At 46.0% G+C, this 19,209-nt stretch carries 20 protein-coding genes; 6 read left to right on the top strand and 14 right to left on the bottom strand.

Annotated elements, in window-relative coordinates; translation table 11 throughout:
• Positions 1-9 precede the first annotated feature (9 nt).
• From OU814_RS22055 to leuS, 4 genes are all read right to left on the bottom strand, one after another.
• Positions 10-1,035, bottom strand: a complete 1,026-nt coding sequence (locus OU814_RS22055; RefSeq protein WP_268242111.1) for an agmatinase family protein — start codon at positions 1,033-1,035, stop codon at positions 10-12.
• 3 nt (positions 1,036-1,038) lie between these two features.
• Entirely contained in the window at positions 1,039-1,263 is a 225-nt protein-coding gene (locus OU814_RS22060; protein ID WP_268242112.1) for a type II toxin-antitoxin system HicB family antitoxin, read from the bottom strand.
• Between the two features lie 65 nt (positions 1,264-1,328).
• Positions 1,329-1,484, bottom strand: a complete 156-nt coding sequence (locus tag OU814_RS22065) for a type II toxin-antitoxin system HicA family toxin (protein ID WP_268242113.1) — start codon at positions 1,482-1,484, stop codon at positions 1,329-1,331.
• Between the two features lie 20 nt (positions 1,485-1,504).
• On the bottom strand, positions 1,505-4,072 hold the full coding sequence (gene leuS, locus OU814_RS22070) for a leucine--tRNA ligase (RefSeq protein WP_268242114.1): 2,568 nt from the start codon (positions 4,070-4,072) through the stop codon (positions 1,505-1,507).
• A 98-nt stretch (positions 4,073-4,170) separates the two neighbouring features.
• Between leuS and OU814_RS22075 the strand changes: the two genes are divergently transcribed.
• Positions 4,171-4,725, top strand: a complete 555-nt coding sequence (locus tag OU814_RS22075; protein ID WP_268242115.1) for an RNA 2'-phosphotransferase — start codon at positions 4,171-4,173, stop codon at positions 4,723-4,725.
• Between the two features lie 7 nt (positions 4,726-4,732).
• Here OU814_RS22075 and OU814_RS22080 read toward each other — a convergent pair whose 3' ends face one another.
• From OU814_RS22080 to OU814_RS22095, 4 genes are all read right to left on the bottom strand, one after another.
• Positions 4,733-5,110 (bottom strand): clan AA aspartic protease, encoded by a 378-nt coding sequence (locus tag OU814_RS22080; RefSeq protein WP_268242116.1) that lies wholly within the window; start codon positions 5,108-5,110, stop codon positions 4,733-4,735.
• Positions 5,107-5,382 (bottom strand): hypothetical protein, encoded by a 276-nt coding sequence (locus OU814_RS22085; protein ID WP_190652247.1) that lies wholly within the window; start codon positions 5,380-5,382, stop codon positions 5,107-5,109. The genes OU814_RS22080 and OU814_RS22085 overlap by 4 nt, the downstream gene beginning before the upstream one ends.
• Positions 5,383-5,487: 105 nt before the next feature.
• Positions 5,488-5,751: a hypothetical protein gene (locus OU814_RS22090; RefSeq protein WP_268242117.1), complete on the bottom strand. Its 264-nt coding sequence runs from the start codon at positions 5,749-5,751 to the stop codon at positions 5,488-5,490.
• 157 nt (positions 5,752-5,908) lie between these two features.
• Complete coding sequence (locus OU814_RS22095) at positions 5,909-7,537, bottom strand: retron St85 family RNA-directed DNA polymerase (RefSeq protein WP_268242118.1); 1,629 nt, start codon at positions 7,535-7,537, stop codon at positions 5,909-5,911.
• 22 nt (positions 7,538-7,559) lie between these two features.
• On the opposite strand from OU814_RS22095, the gene OU814_RS22100 reads away from it, so the two are divergent.
• The gene (locus OU814_RS22100; RefSeq protein WP_268242119.1) at positions 7,560-7,685 is read left to right on the top strand and encodes a hypothetical protein; all 126 of its coding nucleotides are present in this window, start codon (positions 7,560-7,562) and stop codon (positions 7,683-7,685) included.
• Between the two features lie 298 nt (positions 7,686-7,983).
• Here OU814_RS22100 and OU814_RS22105 read toward each other — a convergent pair whose 3' ends face one another.
• Positions 7,984-9,018 (bottom strand): Rieske 2Fe-2S domain-containing protein, encoded by a 1,035-nt coding sequence (locus tag OU814_RS22105; protein WP_242044594.1) that lies wholly within the window; start codon positions 9,016-9,018, stop codon positions 7,984-7,986.
• A 116-nt stretch (positions 9,019-9,134) separates the two neighbouring features.
• On the bottom strand, positions 9,135-10,247 hold the full coding sequence (thrC, locus tag OU814_RS22110) for a threonine synthase (protein WP_017291455.1): 1,113 nt from the start codon (positions 10,245-10,247) through the stop codon (positions 9,135-9,137).
• A 269-nt stretch (positions 10,248-10,516) separates the two neighbouring features.
• On the opposite strand from thrC, the gene trxA reads away from it, so the two are divergent.
• The 4 genes from trxA to OU814_RS22130 all read left to right on the top strand — a co-directional run bounded on the left by trxA (position 10,517) and on the right by OU814_RS22130 (position 14,328).
• Complete coding sequence (gene trxA, locus OU814_RS22115; RefSeq protein ID WP_017291454.1) at positions 10,517-10,840, top strand: thioredoxin; 324 nt, start codon at positions 10,517-10,519, stop codon at positions 10,838-10,840.
• A gap of 176 nt (positions 10,841-11,016) precedes the next feature.
• Complete coding sequence (locus OU814_RS22120) at positions 11,017-12,111, top strand: LOG family protein (RefSeq protein ID WP_017291453.1); 1,095 nt, start codon at positions 11,017-11,019, stop codon at positions 12,109-12,111.
• Between the two features lie 164 nt (positions 12,112-12,275).
• Positions 12,276-13,154, top strand: a complete 879-nt coding sequence (locus OU814_RS22125; RefSeq protein ID WP_268242120.1) for an SAM-dependent methyltransferase — start codon at positions 12,276-12,278, stop codon at positions 13,152-13,154.
• 4 nt (positions 13,155-13,158) lie between these two features.
• Positions 13,159-14,328, top strand: a complete 1,170-nt coding sequence (locus OU814_RS22130) for an MFS transporter (RefSeq protein ID WP_268242121.1) — start codon at positions 13,159-13,161, stop codon at positions 14,326-14,328.
• Positions 14,329-14,332: 4 nt separating this feature from the next.
• Here OU814_RS22130 and ggt read toward each other — a convergent pair whose 3' ends face one another.
• The 4 genes from ggt to kdpB all read right to left on the bottom strand — a co-directional run bounded on the left by ggt (position 14,333) and on the right by kdpB (position 19,169).
• Entirely contained in the window at positions 14,333-16,024 is a 1,692-nt protein-coding gene (gene ggt / locus OU814_RS22135; protein WP_268242122.1) for a gamma-glutamyltransferase, read from the bottom strand.
• A gap of 96 nt (positions 16,025-16,120) precedes the next feature.
• Entirely contained in the window at positions 16,121-16,771 is a 651-nt protein-coding gene (gene kdpC, locus OU814_RS22140) for a K(+)-transporting ATPase subunit C (RefSeq protein WP_268242123.1), read from the bottom strand.
• 1 nt (position 16,772) lies between these two features.
• A complete protein-coding gene (locus tag OU814_RS22145; RefSeq protein ID WP_199329315.1) occupies positions 16,773-17,033 on the bottom strand; it encodes a potassium-transporting ATPase subunit F in 261 nt (86 codons plus the stop codon).
• 9 nt (positions 17,034-17,042) lie between these two features.
• Positions 17,043-19,169, bottom strand: coding sequence for a potassium-transporting ATPase subunit KdpB (gene kdpB, locus OU814_RS22150; RefSeq protein ID WP_268242124.1), 2,127 nt, complete (start codon positions 19,167-19,169; stop codon positions 17,043-17,045).
• Between the last annotated feature and the right edge of the window lie 40 nt (positions 19,170-19,209).

Here is a 19,209-nt window from a genome sequence, read left to right on the forward strand (position 1 = left end):
ATCAATAGTCTAATTCTTCCACGACAGATCCATAAAATTACTTAGCTTGTAAACTATTCGAGCCGCGACATTTCCATCCCATTCAGCATTTCCAATTTCCACGACATCAAATCCAATCACTTTTCGCCCACTGTTCACGACTTCACGGAACAGACAAAATGCTTGTTCTAGCTCCAAACCTCCCGGTACAGGTGTACCCGTTTCTGGGCAAAGCTTCGGGTCGAATCCATCGACATCGACACTGATATAAACATCCTGCGGGAGTTCTGAGACAATCTGCTTGCACGTCTCCAGCCAAGGAATCCCCGCATATTCTTTTTGTTTCAGCATGGGATCGAAGTAAGTTGAAATACGATCGCTCTTTTGAATCAATTCCACTTCATCAATACACACATCCCGAATGCCAACTTGCACAAGCTTTATCATTTGTGGCAGTTTCAGTACGTTGTACATAATCGACGCATGGGAAAACTCAAAGCCTTCGTAAGCTTCTCGTAAGTCAGCATGAGCATCAATGTGGAGAATGCCAAAAGAGGAGTAATGTTGTGCGATCGCTCTCAAATATCCCAGCGGCACACTATGATCCCCACCGATCAATCCGACTCTTTTACCTTGACTCAAAGCTTTGCTTGTCTCTTCAAAGAGCCATTGATTAGTAGCTTCGCAGTCTTGGTTAATGGTCGCTAGTAGTTCAGTGAGTTCTGCATCTAGCTTTTCATCAGACTCTAAGCGATCGATAATTCTTGCTGCTTGGGGTCTTAATGCATCACTCTTCTCTAAGATATGCTGGGGAATTTCAGGCATGAAGATACCTTGCTTCCAACCATCGGGATTATCGAAGTCAAATAGATCGAGCTGAGTTGAAGCATTCAAAGTTGCTTCAACTCCTCTCGCTGTCCCTGCACTGTAAGAGACGGTTACTTCCCAAGGCACACCTAAGATAATCAGATTTGCTGAATCATAGTCAAAGGGCAATCCAAACAGCCGACCAGTAACACCAACACCGCTCGGATCGTAGTTTTCTAGAGTCGTCATTGTTTAAGCTGCTTGTAGAGTTTTACCGAAAGTTTGAGGTTCTGGAAGTGGTTCACCTTCTGCAAGTGCTGATTCTACTAGCAGTTCTAAAACCTCTTGAGCATTTTGAAGGGCTTCTGCATAAGTTTCACCATGAGTGTGAGAGAATTCACCCCACTCAGGCAGACTTACAACATAGCACTGATCTTCGTCAGACCATTGGATGAGGATCGTATATCGATATTGCATTTTTAACCTTCCTCCTGATCTCGCTTACTTTCTACTTTCTCAATGGCTTCGTAGACATCTTTTTCTTAGTAAGGTCTCGCATCGGAGCCATCTTTTCCAGACAGAGTTAATTTTCCAGGGAGAAGAGGATGCGACCATTTGGTATGGCTTCCTTTTCCAGATTCACTTGTGAAGCCTGCCTTTAACAGCAGGCTTTTTAGCTCTCGGATCTTTTTCGGCATTCTGTTACTCGATCAATCTCCTACGCGACAACGAAGTTTACTAACTTCCCAGGCACGACAATCACTTTCTTGATCTCCTTACCTTCGATATAGCGTTTTGCAATCTCAGAATCACGGGCGAATTGCTCTAAAGCAGCTTTGTCATCTGCGATCGCAGTTGCCGCTTCGATTGTTCCGCGCGTTTTACCTAAGATTTGAATCACGATCGTTTTCTCATCGGCAACTAAAGCACCCGGATCAACGATCGGGAAAGATTGAGTGTGAATCGAATCAGAATGACCAATCGATCTCCATAACTCTTCAGCCATATGAGGCGCGAAAGGAGCTAACAAGCGCAGTAACGTATCAATCCCTTCTGCATAGACCGGAGAATCTTTTTGAGCAAAATCGCTTAAGGCATTGCTCAATTTCATCAATTCAGAAACAGCCGTATTGAATTGATACTCACCTTGCAAATCTTCGGTGATTTCCTTGATTGCAGTGTGAATCGATCGACGTAAATCTTTCTCTGCTTTGGATAAATCTTTAGCAGGTTTTTGATTTAGCTTCGAGTCTGCTACCAATCTCCAGACACGATTGAGGAATCGATATTGTCCCTCAACGTCTGCATCTTCCCACTCCAAATCTTTCTCAGGGGGAGCTTTGAACAAGATAAACATCCGAGCTGTATCAGCTCCATACTTGTTCACGACATCGCCCGGAGCAACGCCGTTGTGCTTCGACTTCGACATTTTCTCGAAGACAATTTCTAATTTCTCTCCCGTATTCGGATCAACTGGATTCGCCGGATCTTTGATATCTGCCGGGATGACATACTTTCCAGTGGTCGGATTCTTGTAGGTTCTGCCTTGAACCATGCCTTGCGTCAGTAACCGCTCAAACGGCTCATCAAAGTTGAGCAATCCGCGATCGCGCAGCACTTTCGTAAAGAACCGCGAATACAACAAGTGTAAGATCGCATGTTCAATCCCGCCTACATATTGATCAACGGGCATCCAATCATTGGTAATCGCTTTGTCGAACACAGCTTGATCATTGTTCGCATCGGGATAGCGCAAGAAATACCACGATGAATCGATAAAGGTATCCATCGTGTCCGTTTCCCGCTTCGCAGGTGTTCCACAACTAGGACAAGGAACATTTAGCCAGGATTCGATCTGAGTCAGAGGCGAGCCACCTTTCCCGGAAAATTCCACATCTTCAGGCAATTTCACCGGCAAATCTGCATCAGGAACCGGAACGGCTCCACAGTTCGGACAGTGAATAATCGGAATCGGTGCGCCCCAGTATCTTTGACGCGAGATCAACCAATCTCTTAACCGATAGTTCGATGTGCCTTTACCTTTTTGGTGAGCTTCTAAAAACGCGATCGCTTTTTCGACACTCTGACCTTTACCTTTACCTGCGGGTACACCATTTAGCTCACCTGAATTCACCATTACACCTTCGCCTGGATAGGCTTCAGTCATGGTTGAACTATCCAAAGTTTGATCAGCAGGTTGTACGACCACATGAATCGGCAAATTGAACTTTTTCGCAAACTCAAAATCGCGCTGGTCATGGGCTGGAACTGCCATAATTGCCCCTGTTCCATAGTCCATCAGCACATAGTCTGCAATCCAAATCGGAATCTTCTGATCGTTGACTGGATTGATCGCATAGCTTCCTGTCCAAACGCCAGTCTTTTCTTGACCTTCAGCCGTTCGATCTAAATCACTTTTTGCAGCAGCAGCTTCCTGATATTGTTTGATTGCTGCTGATTGTTCCGGAGTTGTTAATTTCTCAACTAACGGATGCTCAGGAGACAAGACCATGAAAGAAGCACCCCACAAGGTATCTGGGCGAGTTGTAAAGACAACAATCTCGTCGCCTGCTTCTGTTGTGAAAGTAACTTGTGCGCCAGTAGACTTGCCGATCCAGTTTGCCTGCATCAACTTCACGCGATCGGGCCATCCTTTCAGCTTGTCCAAATCGACTAACAATTGTTCTGCATAGTCTGTGATTTTCAAGAACCACTGCCGCAACAATTTCCGCTCGACTTTCGCACCCGATCGCCAAGATCTTCCATCCGCATCGACTTGCTCATTCGCCAAAACGGTTTGATCGATCGGGTCCCAATTGACAGTTGCTTCTTTCTGATAAGCCAAGCCTGCTTTGAAGAATTCCAAGAAAATCCACTGTGTCCAGCGATAATAATCCGGCGAGCAGGTTGCTAATTCTTTTGACCAATCAAAGGAAATGCCCAACTGTTTTAATTGAGCACGCATCTGATCAATGTTCTGATACGTCCAATTTGCGGGTGCGACATTTCGCTCGATCGCTGCATTTTCCGCAGGCAATCCAAAGGCATCCCATCCCATCGGATTCAAGACGCGATAGCCCTGCATTCGCTTCAAACGGGCAATCACATCGACGATCGTATAGACGCGCACATGCCCCATGTGAAGATTGCCGGATGGGTAAGGAAACATCGACAGAGCGTAGAATTTCGGCTTGTCGCTCTGTTCTGGGGTCTGATCTAGATTCGTCTCTGACCAGACTTTTTGCCACTTTTCCTCAATTTCGGCGGGGGTGTAACGGGACTCCACGAATGCGTCTCCTAGCGATGTTAAAACCTTGTGCCTACTTATTCTAGTTGACGAGATCCCGTCTGTAGCTAGAATAGTTGTAGTATATTCTGTATTATATGGATACGACAAGACGAGTCAAAATCAGTAAATATTTGAGTAAACATTTGCGACATACGCCGGAGCGTCTTGGAATTACGCTGGCTCCGGGAGGTTGGGTCGAAGTTGAATTGTTACTCAACGCTTGTGCTGCGGCTCGGTTTTCGATCACTCGCACTGAACTGGATCAGGTTGTTGCACTGTGCGATAAACAGCGTTTCGCGTTTGATGAAACTCGAACTCGAATTCGGGCAAATCAGGGACATAGCACGATCGTAGATTTGCAATTAGAACCCCGAATCCCGCCGGATATCCTTTATCACGGCACAGCAGAATCTTCAGTCGAATCAATTCTGCAATCTGGCTTGCTCAAGATGAATCGTCATCATGTGCATTTGTCGGAATCGATCGAGACTGCGAAAAAAGTCGGAATGCGTCACGGTCATCCTGTCGTGTTGAGCGTTGATACGATCGCGATGCAGCAAGCTGGCTTTATGTTCTATCGTTCAGAAAATGGGGTTTGGTTAGTCGATCGAGTTCCGCCTGAATTTTTGTTGCTAGACCCTGCCTCATGAGTAGTTGCTAAATGGCGTTTGGCAAAGCATCGATTTTTACAGAGCCACCCTCAATGGTTTGAATCTGTAATTCGTAGCCTCGTAATAATCGCATTCCAATTAGAGGAACTGTCTCTGACTCGTTGATATAAATTTCGCGGTACTGCCCATTCCAGATGACAGACCCAAGGTAAACCTCGAACGTACAGGAAGATCCATCGCCCAATGTTGCGAAATCTCGACCTTCCCAACTCAATCTCAATGTGGAGATGATTTCAGAGGGCAAGGTTAGAAAGCCAGAAAATCCTGTATCAATTACGGCATCTACCAGCTGCGTTGTCGTATTGCTTCTGATGACGATCGATAATGTCGCCTCACAATATTGATTTACCCGTCCCTCCATCATGGCTTCGGTCTTAAACTCCGTGCGCCAAAATGATCAACGGCTGGATGCCCAATGCGCACAAACCAAGTCTGAGCATCTGGTAATCTTGCGGTGAGTTGCTTAGATGCGGTCAGTAAATCATCAGCGACCTCAAAGGCTCCAGTTTCGATGTCGATCGCCACAATCTTGCCGTGATTGCCTTCCTCAACTTGCGATCGCACCTGAGATTCATAAATCTCATCGCCACGTCGAGCAAATTCTTCTTTGGGATAGCGGGGTTGTCGAACTGTCATTGTCTTGACCTCATTTCAACGACTGCTTTCTAATTTTAACTTGAGCAGCCGTAACCTGAAACCTAGAGAAGTGTTGCCTCTTCTGCTCTAAAGAGCCTTACTAAATCAGTCTCCTGTTTTCTTTTTACTGTTCAGAGAATTGGGTTTGGTTAGTAGATCTTCCGCCTGAATTTTTGACCTCACGTTGTTGGCTACAATATCTTTTTCTGCCTGAGCAATGAGGTGATCTAATTTTCCTGATGCTACATCCGTTTCAATTTGCTGATCCCACATTTCATCGAGATAGTCTTGAAGCCACTTTGCCAGATCGCGAACTTCACTCTCTGGCAATTGTTTGATAGCTGATTCAACTTCTAGCCGAGTAGTCATACGACAGTTCACATTTCAAGAGCGTCTCTACATTATCGCCAATGATGGCTTTGAAGTCAGTGCTATTGGAACGCCATTAGACGTGCGTTTGATGAAACTCGACCTCGAATTCGGGCAGATCAGGAACATAGCACGATTGTAGATTTGCAACAGGCTCTTAATTACGACTTTTCTTTTTGATTTTGGGAATTAAATGCTCTGGAATATTTTCTAACTGAATAGCGTTACAACCAAATTCGAATGCTATCTCAATTGTTTTTCCAGCACCTAAAGCATCATAAAATCCCGTTGCAAATTTTATTGCGGCCTTGTCTCCAATTGATTGGCTCATGCCAATTACATAATTAATGTGCTGAGCAATCGTAGTTGCTTGAACTTCGGAATAACATGCATTAAGTAAAACACACTCGACATGTTCAGAACATAGTTCAAATAATCGGGCTAAAGCCTCATTGCTGATCAATTTCGACATACCGCTATCATCTTCTACAATTATTCCATCTTCTCCTGAGCCATGACCACTAAAATGAACTATTTTGGGTTCTATATCTAATAATGCTCGACGTAAACCATCAGTACCAATTGACCATCTTTGCTCTAGTTTAAATTGATCCCGCTTATTAGAACGGCGTAGCCCTTCATCAATCTCATGTGCTTCTTTATCTAAGCGTAATCGTGCTTCATCTAATGGACTTGAAGCTAGAAACAGTACTTTATTCATACTAAGAGAGTCTAATTGCTTAAACGACGGATTTGAAAATTCAACCAATTTATTAAATTCTATTCGCCGCGGCGCATTAGCAATATTTACTCTGTCAATCATTTTTAGCAAGCTCTCATATCCTACTAGTCGCTCTGTATCTTTTTTTGAAAGAGTTCCCTTTGCGAAATGATGCCGCATGGCGCGAATTCGCTTTCTCACCTCTTTAGGCAAATTAACTTTATCATTCACCACTAGACCTGTTGTAATTTGACGTTGATGAGGTCGCTGTATACGAATTTTCTTCTTCTCCTGAATCTCATAACCTTCAGAGGCAAGGATTTGATGAATCCGATCTAAAATACCTCTCTTATATGTATGAGAGTTTGAAAATGAAAATGTGAGGTCATCTGAATACCGGGTATATTGCCCCTTGTTCTTTTTTGCCAGACCTTCTAAACGAGCATCTAACAATTGATTACACAAGTTGCTGAGCGCAGGGCTTGTAGGTGAACCTTGAGGTAGACTACCTCTATAACAACAGATATTTTTCAAGATGATAGACGTTTCAACATCCCAACCTAGAAAACGCCAATATCGATAAACTTTATCTGAGCTAACACTTCCAAAAAAGTCTTTGAGATCAATGTTAATAACAATTTTTTGTCCAACATGAGGTAGTGCATTATCAAATATTGACTTTCCAGGAATATAAGCTGTTGCCGCTTGATGTAAGTGAAGTCTTTTGAGAAGCCTATGATAAACGCCTCGCTGCAAAGTTTTTAAGGTGTGATTAGGCGCATCTATTTTTCTGCTTCCACGACCATTTTTCTTTGGAATTTTAAAGCTTTCATATTTATACTCATCTGGTATTCCGCCCAACCAAGGCTTTAAAGCAGTAGTAGGTAATTCAAGCCATTCTGATAAATCGTTTATTTTATAGTTAGAAACTTTGCCTGAGAGCTTCTCTACTATGCCTCTCAATAAATAGCCAAGTCTGCCATCAACAGAAAGTATTTCTTTGACCCTTGCTTCAACGCCTTTAAAACAACCAATGTTCTTTTCTCTCATTACTTCAAGACGCAATGCAAAGATTGAGGTGGAGACTGTGAGCGGTTCTGCCTGCGATCTGTTGATTCAGAAATTTAACACGGCTCGTCCGCGCTCGGCTGACGGAACATCAGCCTACACCTTGGAGGTGTTCCAGAAACACATCTCACAGGCTCAGTGGTAATTCTAACACTCAAAAATTAAGTGAGACATTTTCAAGCAACACATTCTACCTACACAACGTTCCGTTCCAGTTGAGTTGCGACAGTTCGACTTGAACAATAGACCATTCTGAGGTTAAGCACGATCGATATCCCTTTCTCTTCAAGTCCGACGATACGCCAACACGCTCATCGATAATCTAAATCGTCGTTCAACTTAGTTTGATCGTCGTTCAACTTAGTTTGATCGTCGTTCAACTTAATTTGATCGTCATATTGGAAGGTTTGATCGTCGTTCAACTCAGCGAGATAGATCGGCAATCAAGCCGTATACGTTGCACCAAGACCGAGCGCACTTAATCCTTTGCGATATGCGATCGACGTTTGATCCGCCCGAATATGAGATTCAGCCCTCAGTTCAAGAGGCAAATCTTCAGGATATTGAGCTTCGACGACTTCTTGATCTTCTGCGAATACTTGATAGTTAAATTCGTACACAGGTTCAAGAGACATGTCTTTATCGAAGTTCCGACAAATCGGGCAAAAGATGCGAGTTTTTCGGGCTGAAACAGGAGACGCAGCATTCAAAATACAAAGCCGTCCTTCATTCGGAAATAGCACCGTCAACCGCGCCGTAAAAGGTAAAAAGACTTCAAAAATTCGCATCCACTGAAAATCTGCCGGGGCGCGATCTTGCATCGCTTTAGGAAAATTGCTGACATTGCTCAAATACTCAGCCCGTAATCCCGTTGGCGTTTTTGTCACTTCATAGTGCGGCACAATCGGATTACTGCGATCGCCAAACGATTTCTGATGTACCCAAGCAAAGTGAGCCACATCCAGAAATCCTTCCATCTGCCGCCCAGCCGCAGCATTGAGATCAACCGCTTCAGGTAAAATTTGCTGATAATCCGAATCGTCCCACTCGTGAAAATCAGGCAGGGGATGATCGCCCCCACCCAGCGAAGTCCAGACTAAACCATAAGCCTCGATCGCCGGATAAGTCTTCAAACAAAGTTTTGCAGGAATCGAAGCATCAGGATCGGCAGGAACCAAAACACAGCGTCCGTCGGTTGAATAATGAAACCCATGATATTTGCAGATTAAATGATCGCCTTCCACAAAGCCCATACTGAGCGGAATGCCGCGATGCAAGCAAATATCATTTGCAACTGAAACGCCTGCTGAGGTTCGCCATACCACCAACCTTTGATCTAAGAGCTTTGCAGCAATCGGCTGATCCGTGACCTCTCGACTAAATGCGATCGGATACCAAAATGGAGCCAACGCATCCCAATCCGAAGGTGCAAAGGTGCAATCTTTCGGATAAACAGTCGATCGAATCGTGCTGACCATTCGCCCCATCCTGAAGTTCAAACTATCTAAATGGAATCGTAGCAAGCACACCCAATCGCGTTGTGTCTTGTACTACGAAACTCCATTTAGATCACTTGAGCTAGCTTCTCAGGACATTAGAATCCCATTGCCTTCGCAACTTCCTCTAAACCAGGTTCAATTCCTTGCTTAAAGTTATTCTCGCTGAACTTAATCGCAGAATCTGGATCTTTCAAGCCGTTGCCTGTTAAAACACAAACCACAGTCGCACCTTCTGGCACTTGATCCTTCACTTTCAGCAATCCAGCAACCGAAGCCGCACTCGCAGGCTCACAGAAAATTCCTTCCTGCGATGCCAACATCCGATAGGCATGGAGAATTTCTTCATCCGTCACCGCATTAAAACTACTTTGGCTGGCATCTCGAACCGCGATCGCTTTATGCCAATTTGCCGGATTCCCAATCCGAATCGCCGTTGCCAAGGTTTCTGGATGTTTAAATGGCTCACCTGTCACTAATGGAGCCGATCCCGCCGCCTGGAATCCCATCATCTTCGGCAATTTCGACGATCGACCTTCTTGGTGATACTGGTTAAATCCCATCCAGTACGCACTAATGTTTCCTGCATTTCCTACAGGAATACATAACCAATCCGGCGCATCACCTAATACATCAACGACTTCAAACGCCGCCGTTTTCTGTCCTTCTAAGCGATAGGGATTCACCGAATTAACCAGCGTCACCGGATAATTCTGAGACATCTCGCGCACAATTTCTAACGCGCGATCAAAATTCCCTTTAATCGCCAGCACTTCTGCCCCATACAGCAACGCTTGCGCCAACTTACCCAACGCCACATAGCCATCCGGAATCAGCACAAACGCTCGCATACCGCCACGCCGCGCATAAGCCGCCGCCGCTGCTGAGGTATTACCTGTACTCGCACAAATGACCGCTTCCGCGCCTGCTTCCTTCGCTTTCGAGATCGCCATCGTCATGCCACGATCCTTAAAGCTGCCCGTCGGATTCAGACCGTCGTATTTCACAAACACCTGCACCTGCCGACCAATCTCCCGCGCGATCGCAGGAACCGGGATCAATGGCGTATTCCCTTCGTGCAGCGTGATCACGGGCGTTTGATCTGTCACGGGCAAATAGCGACGATAGCCATGAATCAAGCCGCGCCAAGGCTGTACTCTGGGCAATTCTTCGTTCTGAGCGGGGTTTGCGAGAGACAAGCGTAAAGTCACAGGAGTCAAAATGAATCACGATTAGATTTTCAGTTTACTGCGTTTGGTTCATCTCAAAGCAGCGATCGTCAAGGACATTTCGTTACGCTGCCCTCTCTGCCCTCCAAACTCCCGTCCACCTCACTTCATTCCGCTACAAAATTCAACCTTATCCAAAACTTTTGTATCTAATTTTATGTATCTATTTATGTCTGCAATGTGAATAACTCCTGACCGTTTTGCTATGGTAGAATTTCGTCAAATGAAACAAAGGCAAGGATTTTCAGGTAATGTCAGCAACCGCACAAGTTACAGATTCGTCGTTTGACCAGGAAGTGCTTCAGAGTGAAGTCCCAGTTCTCGTAGATTTTTGGGCTCCTTGGTGCGGTCCCTGCCGCATGGTTGCGCCTGTTGTCGATGAGATTGCAGCGCAATACGAAGGCAAGGTCAAAGTCGTTAAACTTAATACCGATGAGAACCCAGGTGTTGCCAGCAGATTTGGAATTCGTAGTATTCCGACGCTGATGATTTTCAAAGGCGGTCAGCGGGTTGATATGGTCGTTGGTGCTGTTCCCAAGACCACCTTATCGAACACTTTAGACAAACACCTCTAAGACCAGTTTCGACAAGTTTCTTGATTCGCCTGGATTCGTCTCATTTGTTAAATTCATTTGTCACAGTGCTGATAACGCCCTAGACTTGAGTGCTAGGGCGTTTTTCAGTGTCGATACGGGCATTCCCAGTGCGCCCTGTCTCGCTAAAATAGAATGCCCCTGTAAGGAAAATCTACATGACTGCTAACCCTTCGGATTTGCCTCAACCTTCTCGATCGATGCTGAATGTCCAGTCTTTACGATCGACGCTCAACGAGCTTCTGGATCATTTGCCCGAGATGCAACATGGCGCGCTGATTGCTCAAGCCCTGGGTCTGATTGCCCGAATTTCTCAGGACGAAATCGATCGCTTAGATTGGAAAATTCTGAATGCGTCGCTTCAGGACATGGAGCGGGCGTTTACCACCTTTTATCCCTATCGGCATATCCGAAAAGTTTCGATCTTTGGGTCAGCGCGGATTAAGCCTGGAACGGAAGAGTATGAGCAGGCGAAAGAGTTTGCGAAATGCGTGACTCAGCAAGGGTACATGGTGATCACGGGTGCTGGCGGCGGCATTATGGCAGCCGGAAACGAAGGGGCTGGCATGGACAAGTCATTTGGCTTGAATATTCAATTGCCGTTTGAGCAGGGCGCGAATCATTTTATTCAAGGCGATCCCAAATTAATTCCGTTCAAGTATTTCTTCACGCGCAAGGTCTTTTTCTTGAAAGAAAGTGATGCGTTAGCGTTGTTTCCAGGTGGGTTTGGCACGCAGGATGAAGCGTTTGAATGTTTGACTCTGACGCAGACGGGCAAATCGGCTCCGGTGCCATTGGTGCTGATTGACAAACCGGGTGGACATTATTGGCACGACTGGTCAGAGTACATTCACAAACAGTTGATGAAACGGGGGTTGATCAGTGCCGATGATCCGAGCCTGTATACCATTACTGATGATCTCGATGTAGCTTGTAACGCGATTTCGAGTTTCTATCAGGTGTATCACTCTAGCCGTTATGTCGGCAGCCAGCTAGTGCTGCGCTTGAAGACAGAATTGAGTGATGCAGCAGTTGATGAGTTGAACGATCGCTTTCGGGACATTTTAGTGACGGGCAGAATCGAGAAGACGAAGCCATTGCCACAAGAAGCCCAAGATGAGAGTTATGGCTTACCGCGATTAATTTTGAATTTTAATCAACGAGATTTAGGGCGACTCTATCAATTGATTGCAGCCGTGAATTTCCTAGGCAATCCACCGCCGGAGGTGTCGGCGCATCCAGAGCGTAAGTGATGGGGAGTGGGGAGTGGGGAGAGTGGGAGCAAAAATTATTTCTAGTCTTCCCCCCACTCCCCACCTCGACCAACTACGAGACCCACTCAACTCCTCCACACACAACTCCTCTCTCCGATAGATGATCCAGCACGTCTGAATCCGTTAGATCTCCAGAGGTTACTGTGAGGAAAGAATTCATGCGTCGATCGCTCAAGTTTCTCGGAGTCCTGATTGCACTGTCAGTCGTTACTATTCAACCGACTATTACACAGGCTCAACCTAGCTCAGAGCTGATCAATCCGGCTGTTCCTTATGTTCCAACGCCGGAAGAAGTTGTGATGGGAATGTTGGAATTAGCCAATGTTGGGCGAGAGGACATCGTTTATGACTTAGGTTCAGGCGATGGCAGATTAGTGATTACTGCGGCTCAGAAATTCGGCGCAAAACGAGGAGTCGGAGTTGAGATTAATCCAGGATTAGTCAATCGCAGTAATGCAAATGCAAGAGAAGCAGGCGTAAGCGATCGCGTTCAATTTATTCAGCAAGACCTCTTTCAAACTAATTTTAGTGAAGCCTCAGTCGTCACCTTGTATCTGTTGCCCAAGATCAATTTACAACTGCGCCCGAAGCTATTAAGTGACCTCAAACCAGGCAGCCGTGTTGTTTCTCATGCGTTTGCAATGGGAGATTGGACACCGGATAAACGAGTGCTAGTCAACAATCGATCGGCTTATCTTTGGATCATTCCCGCACCTGTGGAAGGAACTTGGACAGGCACACTCTCTAGTGCTTCCGGACAATCTATCCCTTATACATTGCAGATGAAACAAACCTTTCAAAATGCGAGTGCTACCGGGGAAATTGCGGGAACAACAATTAGCCTGCCTCAGATCAAACTTGTAGGAGATCGTTTCACACTCGAACATCGGCAAAAATTTAAGGGTCAAGACATTCAGGTTCGCATCAATGCTCAAGTCGTTCAGAACACGTTAACGGGAACTGCTGAAGTGTTAGATGGGACTTCAACTCAGACCTTCACACTGAACGGACAGCGAAGTTAATCGTATGGTCTTCTCAAAGCGCCGCACTGATGCTAGCTGGATTGGGATTGTTTTAGCATTCTACTCGTTTATCGCGATCGGAATTGCAGAAGGTGGATTGGGCGTTCTACTACCTTCGATTTTGAAAACATTTCAACTCAATCCGGCAAGTATCACTTTTTTGTTTCTCAGCCAAATTACAGGCTATGTGATCGCTGCATTGAATAGTGGCGCGTTGGTGAGCCATCTCGGTTTAGCTCGCATGATTCTACTGGCAGCCATTTCTCTGACCAGTGCGCTTTCCATTTATGCTTCAACGACTCATTGGAGCATGATGGTCGCATCGGGCACGCTCTTAGGACTCGGAATTGGGCTAATCGATGCTGGTATGAATACGTTCATCGCAAGCAATCAGCAAAATGCGAATCAGATGGGTTTTCTCCATGCGTTCTATGGAATTGGTGCTTTATTAGGACCCGCGATCGCGACAACGCTCCTGGAAGCACAAGTTAATTGGCGCTATGTCTATTTGGTGTTTGCGAGCTTTGCCGGGCTTGTCATTGTTGGAATGATTTGGGCGATTGTGCATCACTATCGCCCTTTAACTCAGAGAATTGAAGCGACTGCATCGACTCGATCGAATCTTCGCATGATTTTTCGGACTCCGACGATCGTACTTTCGGCACTGCTTCTCGCTGTTTATGTGGGAACAGAAGCCTCGATCGGGAATTGGTCATATACAGTGCAAACGGTCGATCGGGGTACTGTAACTTGGCTTGCAGGCTATAGCGTCAGCGGCTATTGGGCAGGTTTAACACTCGGTCGATTTTCGATGGGTCAGATGGTTCGCTGGTTTGGAGCAATCCGCACGATTATTTATTCACTCGGATTGTTATTGTTCAGTGCGGGGGTTTGGTGGCTTTTTCCAACGCAGCTTTGGAGTTTGTTTGTGATGGGATTTGCTTTGGCAGCAATTTTTCCGACTGTGATCTGGCTCGTTCCGCAACGAGTAGAAGCTGCACTAGTTCCCTCTGCGATCGGGTTGATGACAAGTACGGCAAGTTTAGGAGCAGCAACCATTCCAACTTTACTCGGCTGGCTTGCCAATCAAACCAGTTTAGGAATTATTCCGATGGTAATCGTTGGATTAGCAGTTTTCATGATTGTTCTGCATCACTGGATTAACCAGTTTTAGCTCTTTAGTATCCAGCAGCAGTGCCTTCGCCGCGTGGGTCAGCCGCACCTTCTAACCCGCCATCTGGGCGAACGACGATCGCATTCGCATTGCCCCAATTTCCACGCTGATAAATTTGATGTCCTCGACGCTGTAAGTCTGAAATCGTCAAGGGATCAAGTCCCCGTTGTTCTACATTTAATCGATCCGGTTGCCATTGATGATGAATTCGAGGTGCGGCGATCGCTTGGCGGACATCCATCTCGTAAACCAACACATTCAGAATACTTTGCAGCACTGTTGTAATAATCGTGCTTCCGCCTGGTGCGCCTACTGCCATTCGGAGCTTTCCATTTTCAGTAATGATTGTGGGAGTCATGCTCGAAAGTGGCGTTTTGCGAGGCGTGATCGCATTCGCTTGCCCCCCGACTAAACCAAACGCATTCGGAGTATTCGGCGCGATCGCAAAATCATCCATCTCATTGTTCAAAACAATTCCAGTTCCTTTCGCAACAATTCCCGCCCCAAAACCCAGATTGATTGTAAAAGTAAGACTGACTGCATTGCGATCGCGATCGACCACTGTGAGATGGCTCGTTTCCGTCGATTCTTTTGAAAGCTTTTGTAAAACTGCTGAATCGCCTGGTTTCACCGAAGGAGCAGCTTTTTTGGGATTAATTTCTGAACGCCGAAGTTTCGCGTAAGCAGGGCTGATCAAGGCAGATACCGGAACTTTCACAAAGTCAGGATCGCCAAGATAAGTTGCACGATCAGCGTAAGCGATTCGCATCGATTCAGTCAGAAGATGCAATGAATCTGGATTGCGCCAACCCATTGTTTTAAGATCCGTATCACTCACCAAATTGAGCATCTGAATTAAATGCACTCCACCCGATGAAGGCGGCGGCATGGAGCAGACCCGCGCTTGGCGAAAATCTCCACATACGGGAGTACGCCAGATCGGACGATATTGTTTGAGGTCTTCGAGAGTAATTAGCCCCTTGTTGACTCGCATATCATTGACGATCGCATTGGCAATTTTGCCTTGATAGAAACTATTCGGATCAACTGCGATCGCGCTTAAAGTGGCTGCTAAATCAGGTTGCTTGAAAATCTCACCCGGCTGATAAGGCTTGCCCTGATGCGTAAAAATCTTCTGAGCCTCGGCATTTTGAAACTTCCGTGATGTGGTTGCTTCCGTAAACCGATGACTCACCGGAAAACCAGATTGAGCCAAGTTCACAGACGGAGCAACAACCGTCTTCCAAGGTAATTTTCCATATTGCCGATGCGCTTCGTAGAGTCCTGCAATTGTTCCAGGTGTAGCGACTGCTAAGTAACCATTAATGCTACTGTTCGGGCGAACTTTGCCCTGAGCATCTAAATACATGTTTTGAGTTGCTTTCAGGGGCGCACGTTCTCGAAAATCCAGGGCTTTCGTTTCATTTTTCTGCGCTTGGTAAAACATCAGAAAGCCCCCACCACCGATGCCAGCAGAGAACGGCTCTGCAACCGAAATCGCTAAGGTCGTAGCAACCGCAGCATCGATCGCATTTCCTCCCTGTTTGAGAATGCTCAAGCCAATCTCGCTGGCGATAGGGTGCGCCGATGCCACCATGCCCTGTTGAGCGCGATCGAGATAAATAGTTTGCGCTTTGACCAGCGACGCATCAATGACAACAACAAGACTAACTGCAACGAGGCTACGAACTTTCATGAGCAATGCCACACTAGAAGCATTCATTATCATAATGCGATCAAGAGCATCTGCACTCTCAAATACAGTTCTAAGTTAGCCTCTTAGATTTTGCAGTTACGATGCCCGAGCAGGTTTGAGAGCATCTAACGCTAAGTTCAGCTTTAATACATTTACTCCGGGTTCACCAAAAATGCCTAAGAAGCGATTCTCAGTATTTTGGGTGATCAAAGCTTCAATCTGATTCGGTTGCAGTCCTCGTGCTTTTGCGACTCGATCAATTTGTGCTTTTGCTGCTTCGGGTGTGATATGTGGATCAAGACTTGAACCAGAAGTATAGACTAAATCAGCCGTTGGCTTCACGCCTGCTTTTTGCAATCTGGGAATATCACCGACGATCGTCGTTTTGCCATTCGGATCAGATTGACCTCGAATGCGATCGAGCAAAGCGGGATTACTCGGAGCCAGATTACTTGCACCTGAAACCCCTGTTTTTAATACCCCTAGCGAATCTGCTTTTGGATCGGCAGTACTATAGTTTGTAGTACTAGGGCGACTATTGAAATAGCGATCGCTGGTAAACGGTTGCCCAATTAAAGCTGAGCCAATCGGTTGCCCCTGAGCGTTGTTGATCAAACTGCCATTTGCTTGAAATGGAAAGGCAATTTGTCCGATCGCAATCATCACAAATGGATACATCAAAGCAGTCAGAACCCAAAGAACGAAAGTAGAACGAACGGCTCTACCTGCCTCACGTACAAAGCTCATTTTAGAATTTCTCCGGCGCAAACATCACAAAAAACAAGTAGACAGACAACGCAACGATTAATAAGCCAAGTAGTCCCAGTGACCAAGCTTGGGAGCGAGAAAGCTGAGAACTACTAGCAGCATAGACCACAGGTGCAAGAACAAGATTAAAACAAAGTGCCAAGAACAAATACAGAGGCAGTTTTCTTCTGCGCCATGCTAAAAGCATTTCGATCGTATCTTCAAACACTGGAGTGAGATTGTGAGGTAAATTGAATTTCATAGCGGTTTACTAGGATAACGGCAAAATCAGGTCGATCGCTTTAATCGCAATAAAAGGTGCAACAATGCCACCCAAGCCATAGACCAACATATTGCGCTTGAGCAATTGATCGGCAGTGAGCGGACGAAATTGCACACCTTTTAGGGCTAATGGAATCAGTACAGGAATGATCAGCGCGTTGTAGATTAAGGCAGATACGATCGCGGACTCTGCACTTTTTAACCCCATAATGTTCAATGCACCGATTCCGGCAGCAGCAAAGATAGTAGGAATGATTGCAAAATACTTCGCAATGTCATTCGCGATCGAGAATGTGGTCAATGCCCCACGTGTGATGAGAAGCTGTTTGCCAATCGTCACTAAGTCAATCAGTTTAGTCGGATCAGAATCTAGATCAACCATATTGGCAGCTTCTTTCGCAGCCTGTGTGCCAGAATTCATTGCTAAGCCGACATTGGCTTGAGCGAGAGCAGGCGCATCATTGGTTCCATCACCTGTCATGGCAACGAGCTTACCTTCAGATTGTTCGCGGCGAATCACGTCAATCTTGTCTTCAGGAGTCGCTTCTGCAATAAAATCATCCACCCCTGCTTCTTGAGCAATCACCGAAGCTGTAATTCGATTATCTCCAGTGAGCATAATCGTCTTGACTCCCATGCGACGGAGTTGATCAAATCGTTCGCGAAGTCCCGGTTTTACAATGTCTTTAAGGTAGATCACGCCGTACATATCACTGCCTTGGCAGACCGCAAGCGGCGTTCCTCCGAATCGAGAGACACGCTCATATGCTTCGTCGAGTTCAGCAGGAACCTGTCCACCTCGCGATCGTACAAAGCCTTTCACAGCATCCACGGCTCCCTTACGATACTCAATGCCCTCAATATCTGTCCCACTCAGGCGAGTTCGAGCTGAAAATTCAACCCCTTCAGCCGCTTTTCCATTTAAGGCAAAATTTGCACCTAAATTTTGAGCGAGCTGGACAATTGATCGTCCTTCTGGAGTTTCATCGAATAAGCTAGCAGCAAGACAGATATCGGCAACCTCTACGAGTGAATGACCATTCACTGGAATAAACTCGTCAGCGAGACGGTTCCCAAGCGTGATCGTTCCAGTTTTATCAAGCACGAGTGTATTGACATCTCCACAAGCTTCAACAGCTCGTCCAGAAGTCGCAATCACATTGAACTGCGCCACTCGATCCATTCCCGCAATCCCGATCGCACTCAACAAGCCCCCGATTGTCGTTGGAATTAATGCCACGAGCAGCGAAATTAAAATCGCGATGCTGGCTCCCGAGCGGAAGCTATTTGCGACCTCTCCTCCGAGCGTTGTTTCTAAAAAGTTTGCGACATAGTTTGCAATTGGGGGAACGGTCGCAACCACAATCAAAAACACCTGGGTCAGAACTGCAAGTAACACAGTTAAAGCAATCTCGTTCGGCGTTTTCGTGCGTGCTGCGCCTTCGACGAGGGCAATCATCCGATCGATAAAGCCTTGCCCCGGATCTTGAGTAATTTTGAGTAACAATTGGTCAGAAATAATGCGAGTCCCACCCGTAACCGAACTCATAATGTCTGTGCCGGGTTGCTTCAGCACCGGAGCCGATTCTCCAGTGATTGCAGATTCATCTACAGAAGCAATGCCTTCGATCACTTCCCCATCAGCTGGAATCATGTCTCCAGCTACGACTCGAACCAGATCACCCCGCCGTAGTGCAGTAGAACTTACTTTCTGAGTTGTACCATCGGGAAAAACTTTTAAAGCAGAAGTATCCGATCGCGTCGATCGCAGTGAATCTGCTTGAGCTTTTCCACGTCCTTCTGCAACTGCCTCTGCAAAATTCGCAAAAACAACTGTAAAAAATAGAATCAACGTAATGATGCCATTGAGCAGGCGTTGTTGATTCACATCAGCTTGCACGGTTCCAAATAAGTTTGGCTCCAGCGTGACGAGCAAAGTCACGATCGTACCGAGCCAAACCACAAACATCACCGGATTTTTAACGACAATCCGCGGGTCAAGTTTAACAAATGCCTCTTTGACGGCTTTTTGATACAGGTCATCCAGCTTGACTTTAGCGGTATGTTTGCGATTGTCACGAGATCCCTGAGGCAATTTTCCTGAATGAGACGGCATAGATTTCATAACAGTTGAAATGTTGTCCTGAAGTAAATAA

The sequence above is a fragment of the Leptolyngbya sp. GGD genome (genome assembly GCF_026735145.1).
GTDB classification, from domain to species: domain Bacteria; phylum Cyanobacteriota; class Cyanobacteriia; order Leptolyngbyales; family Leptolyngbyaceae; genus Leptolyngbya; species Leptolyngbya boryana.

What these genes read in the sequence shown, in the direction of transcription:
- OU814_RS22055 (WP_268242111.1), bottom strand. Translation starts at nt 1,035, where the DNA reads ATGACGACTCTAGAAAACTACGATCCGAGCGGTGTTGGTGTTACTGGT.
- OU814_RS22060 (WP_268242112.1), bottom strand. Translation starts at nt 1,263, where the DNA reads ATGCAATATCGATATACGATCCTCATCCAATGGTCTGACGAAGATCAG.
- OU814_RS22065 (WP_268242113.1), bottom strand. Translation starts at nt 1,484, where the DNA reads ATGCCGAAAAAGATCCGAGAGCTAAAAAGCCTGCTGTTAAAGGCAGGC.
- OU814_RS22075 (WP_268242115.1), top strand. Translation starts at nt 4,171, where the DNA reads ATGGATACGACAAGACGAGTCAAAATCAGTAAATATTTGAGTAAACAT.
- OU814_RS22080 (WP_268242116.1), bottom strand. Translation starts at nt 5,110, where the DNA reads ATGATGGAGGGACGGGTAAATCAATATTGTGAGGCGACATTATCGATC.
- OU814_RS22085 (WP_190652247.1), bottom strand. Translation starts at nt 5,382, where the DNA reads ATGACAGTTCGACAACCCCGCTATCCCAAAGAAGAATTTGCTCGACGT.
- OU814_RS22090 (WP_268242117.1), bottom strand. Translation starts at nt 5,751, where the DNA reads ATGACTACTCGGCTAGAAGTTGAATCAGCTATCAAACAATTGCCAGAG.
- OU814_RS22105 (WP_242044594.1), bottom strand. Translation starts at nt 9,018, where the DNA reads ATGGTCAGCACGATTCGATCGACTGTTTATCCGAAAGATTGCACCTTT.
- trxA (WP_017291454.1), top strand. Translation starts at nt 10,517, where the DNA reads ATGTCAGCAACCGCACAAGTTACAGATTCGTCGTTTGACCAGGAAGTG.
- OU814_RS22120 (WP_017291453.1), top strand. Translation starts at nt 11,017, where the DNA reads ATGACTGCTAACCCTTCGGATTTGCCTCAACCTTCTCGATCGATGCTG.
- OU814_RS22130 (WP_268242121.1), top strand. Translation starts at nt 13,159, where the DNA reads ATGGTCTTCTCAAAGCGCCGCACTGATGCTAGCTGGATTGGGATTGTT.
- ggt (WP_268242122.1), bottom strand. Translation starts at nt 16,024, where the DNA reads ATGAAAGTTCGTAGCCTCGTTGCAGTTAGTCTTGTTGTTGTCATTGAT.
- kdpC (WP_268242123.1), bottom strand. Translation starts at nt 16,771, where the DNA reads ATGAGCTTTGTACGTGAGGCAGGTAGAGCCGTTCGTTCTACTTTCGTT.
- OU814_RS22145 (WP_199329315.1), bottom strand. Translation starts at nt 17,033, where the DNA reads ATGAAATTCAATTTACCTCACAATCTCACTCCAGTGTTTGAAGATACG.
- kdpB (WP_268242124.1), bottom strand. Translation starts at nt 19,169, where the DNA reads ATGCCGTCTCATTCAGGAAAATTGCCTCAGGGATCTCGTGACAATCGC.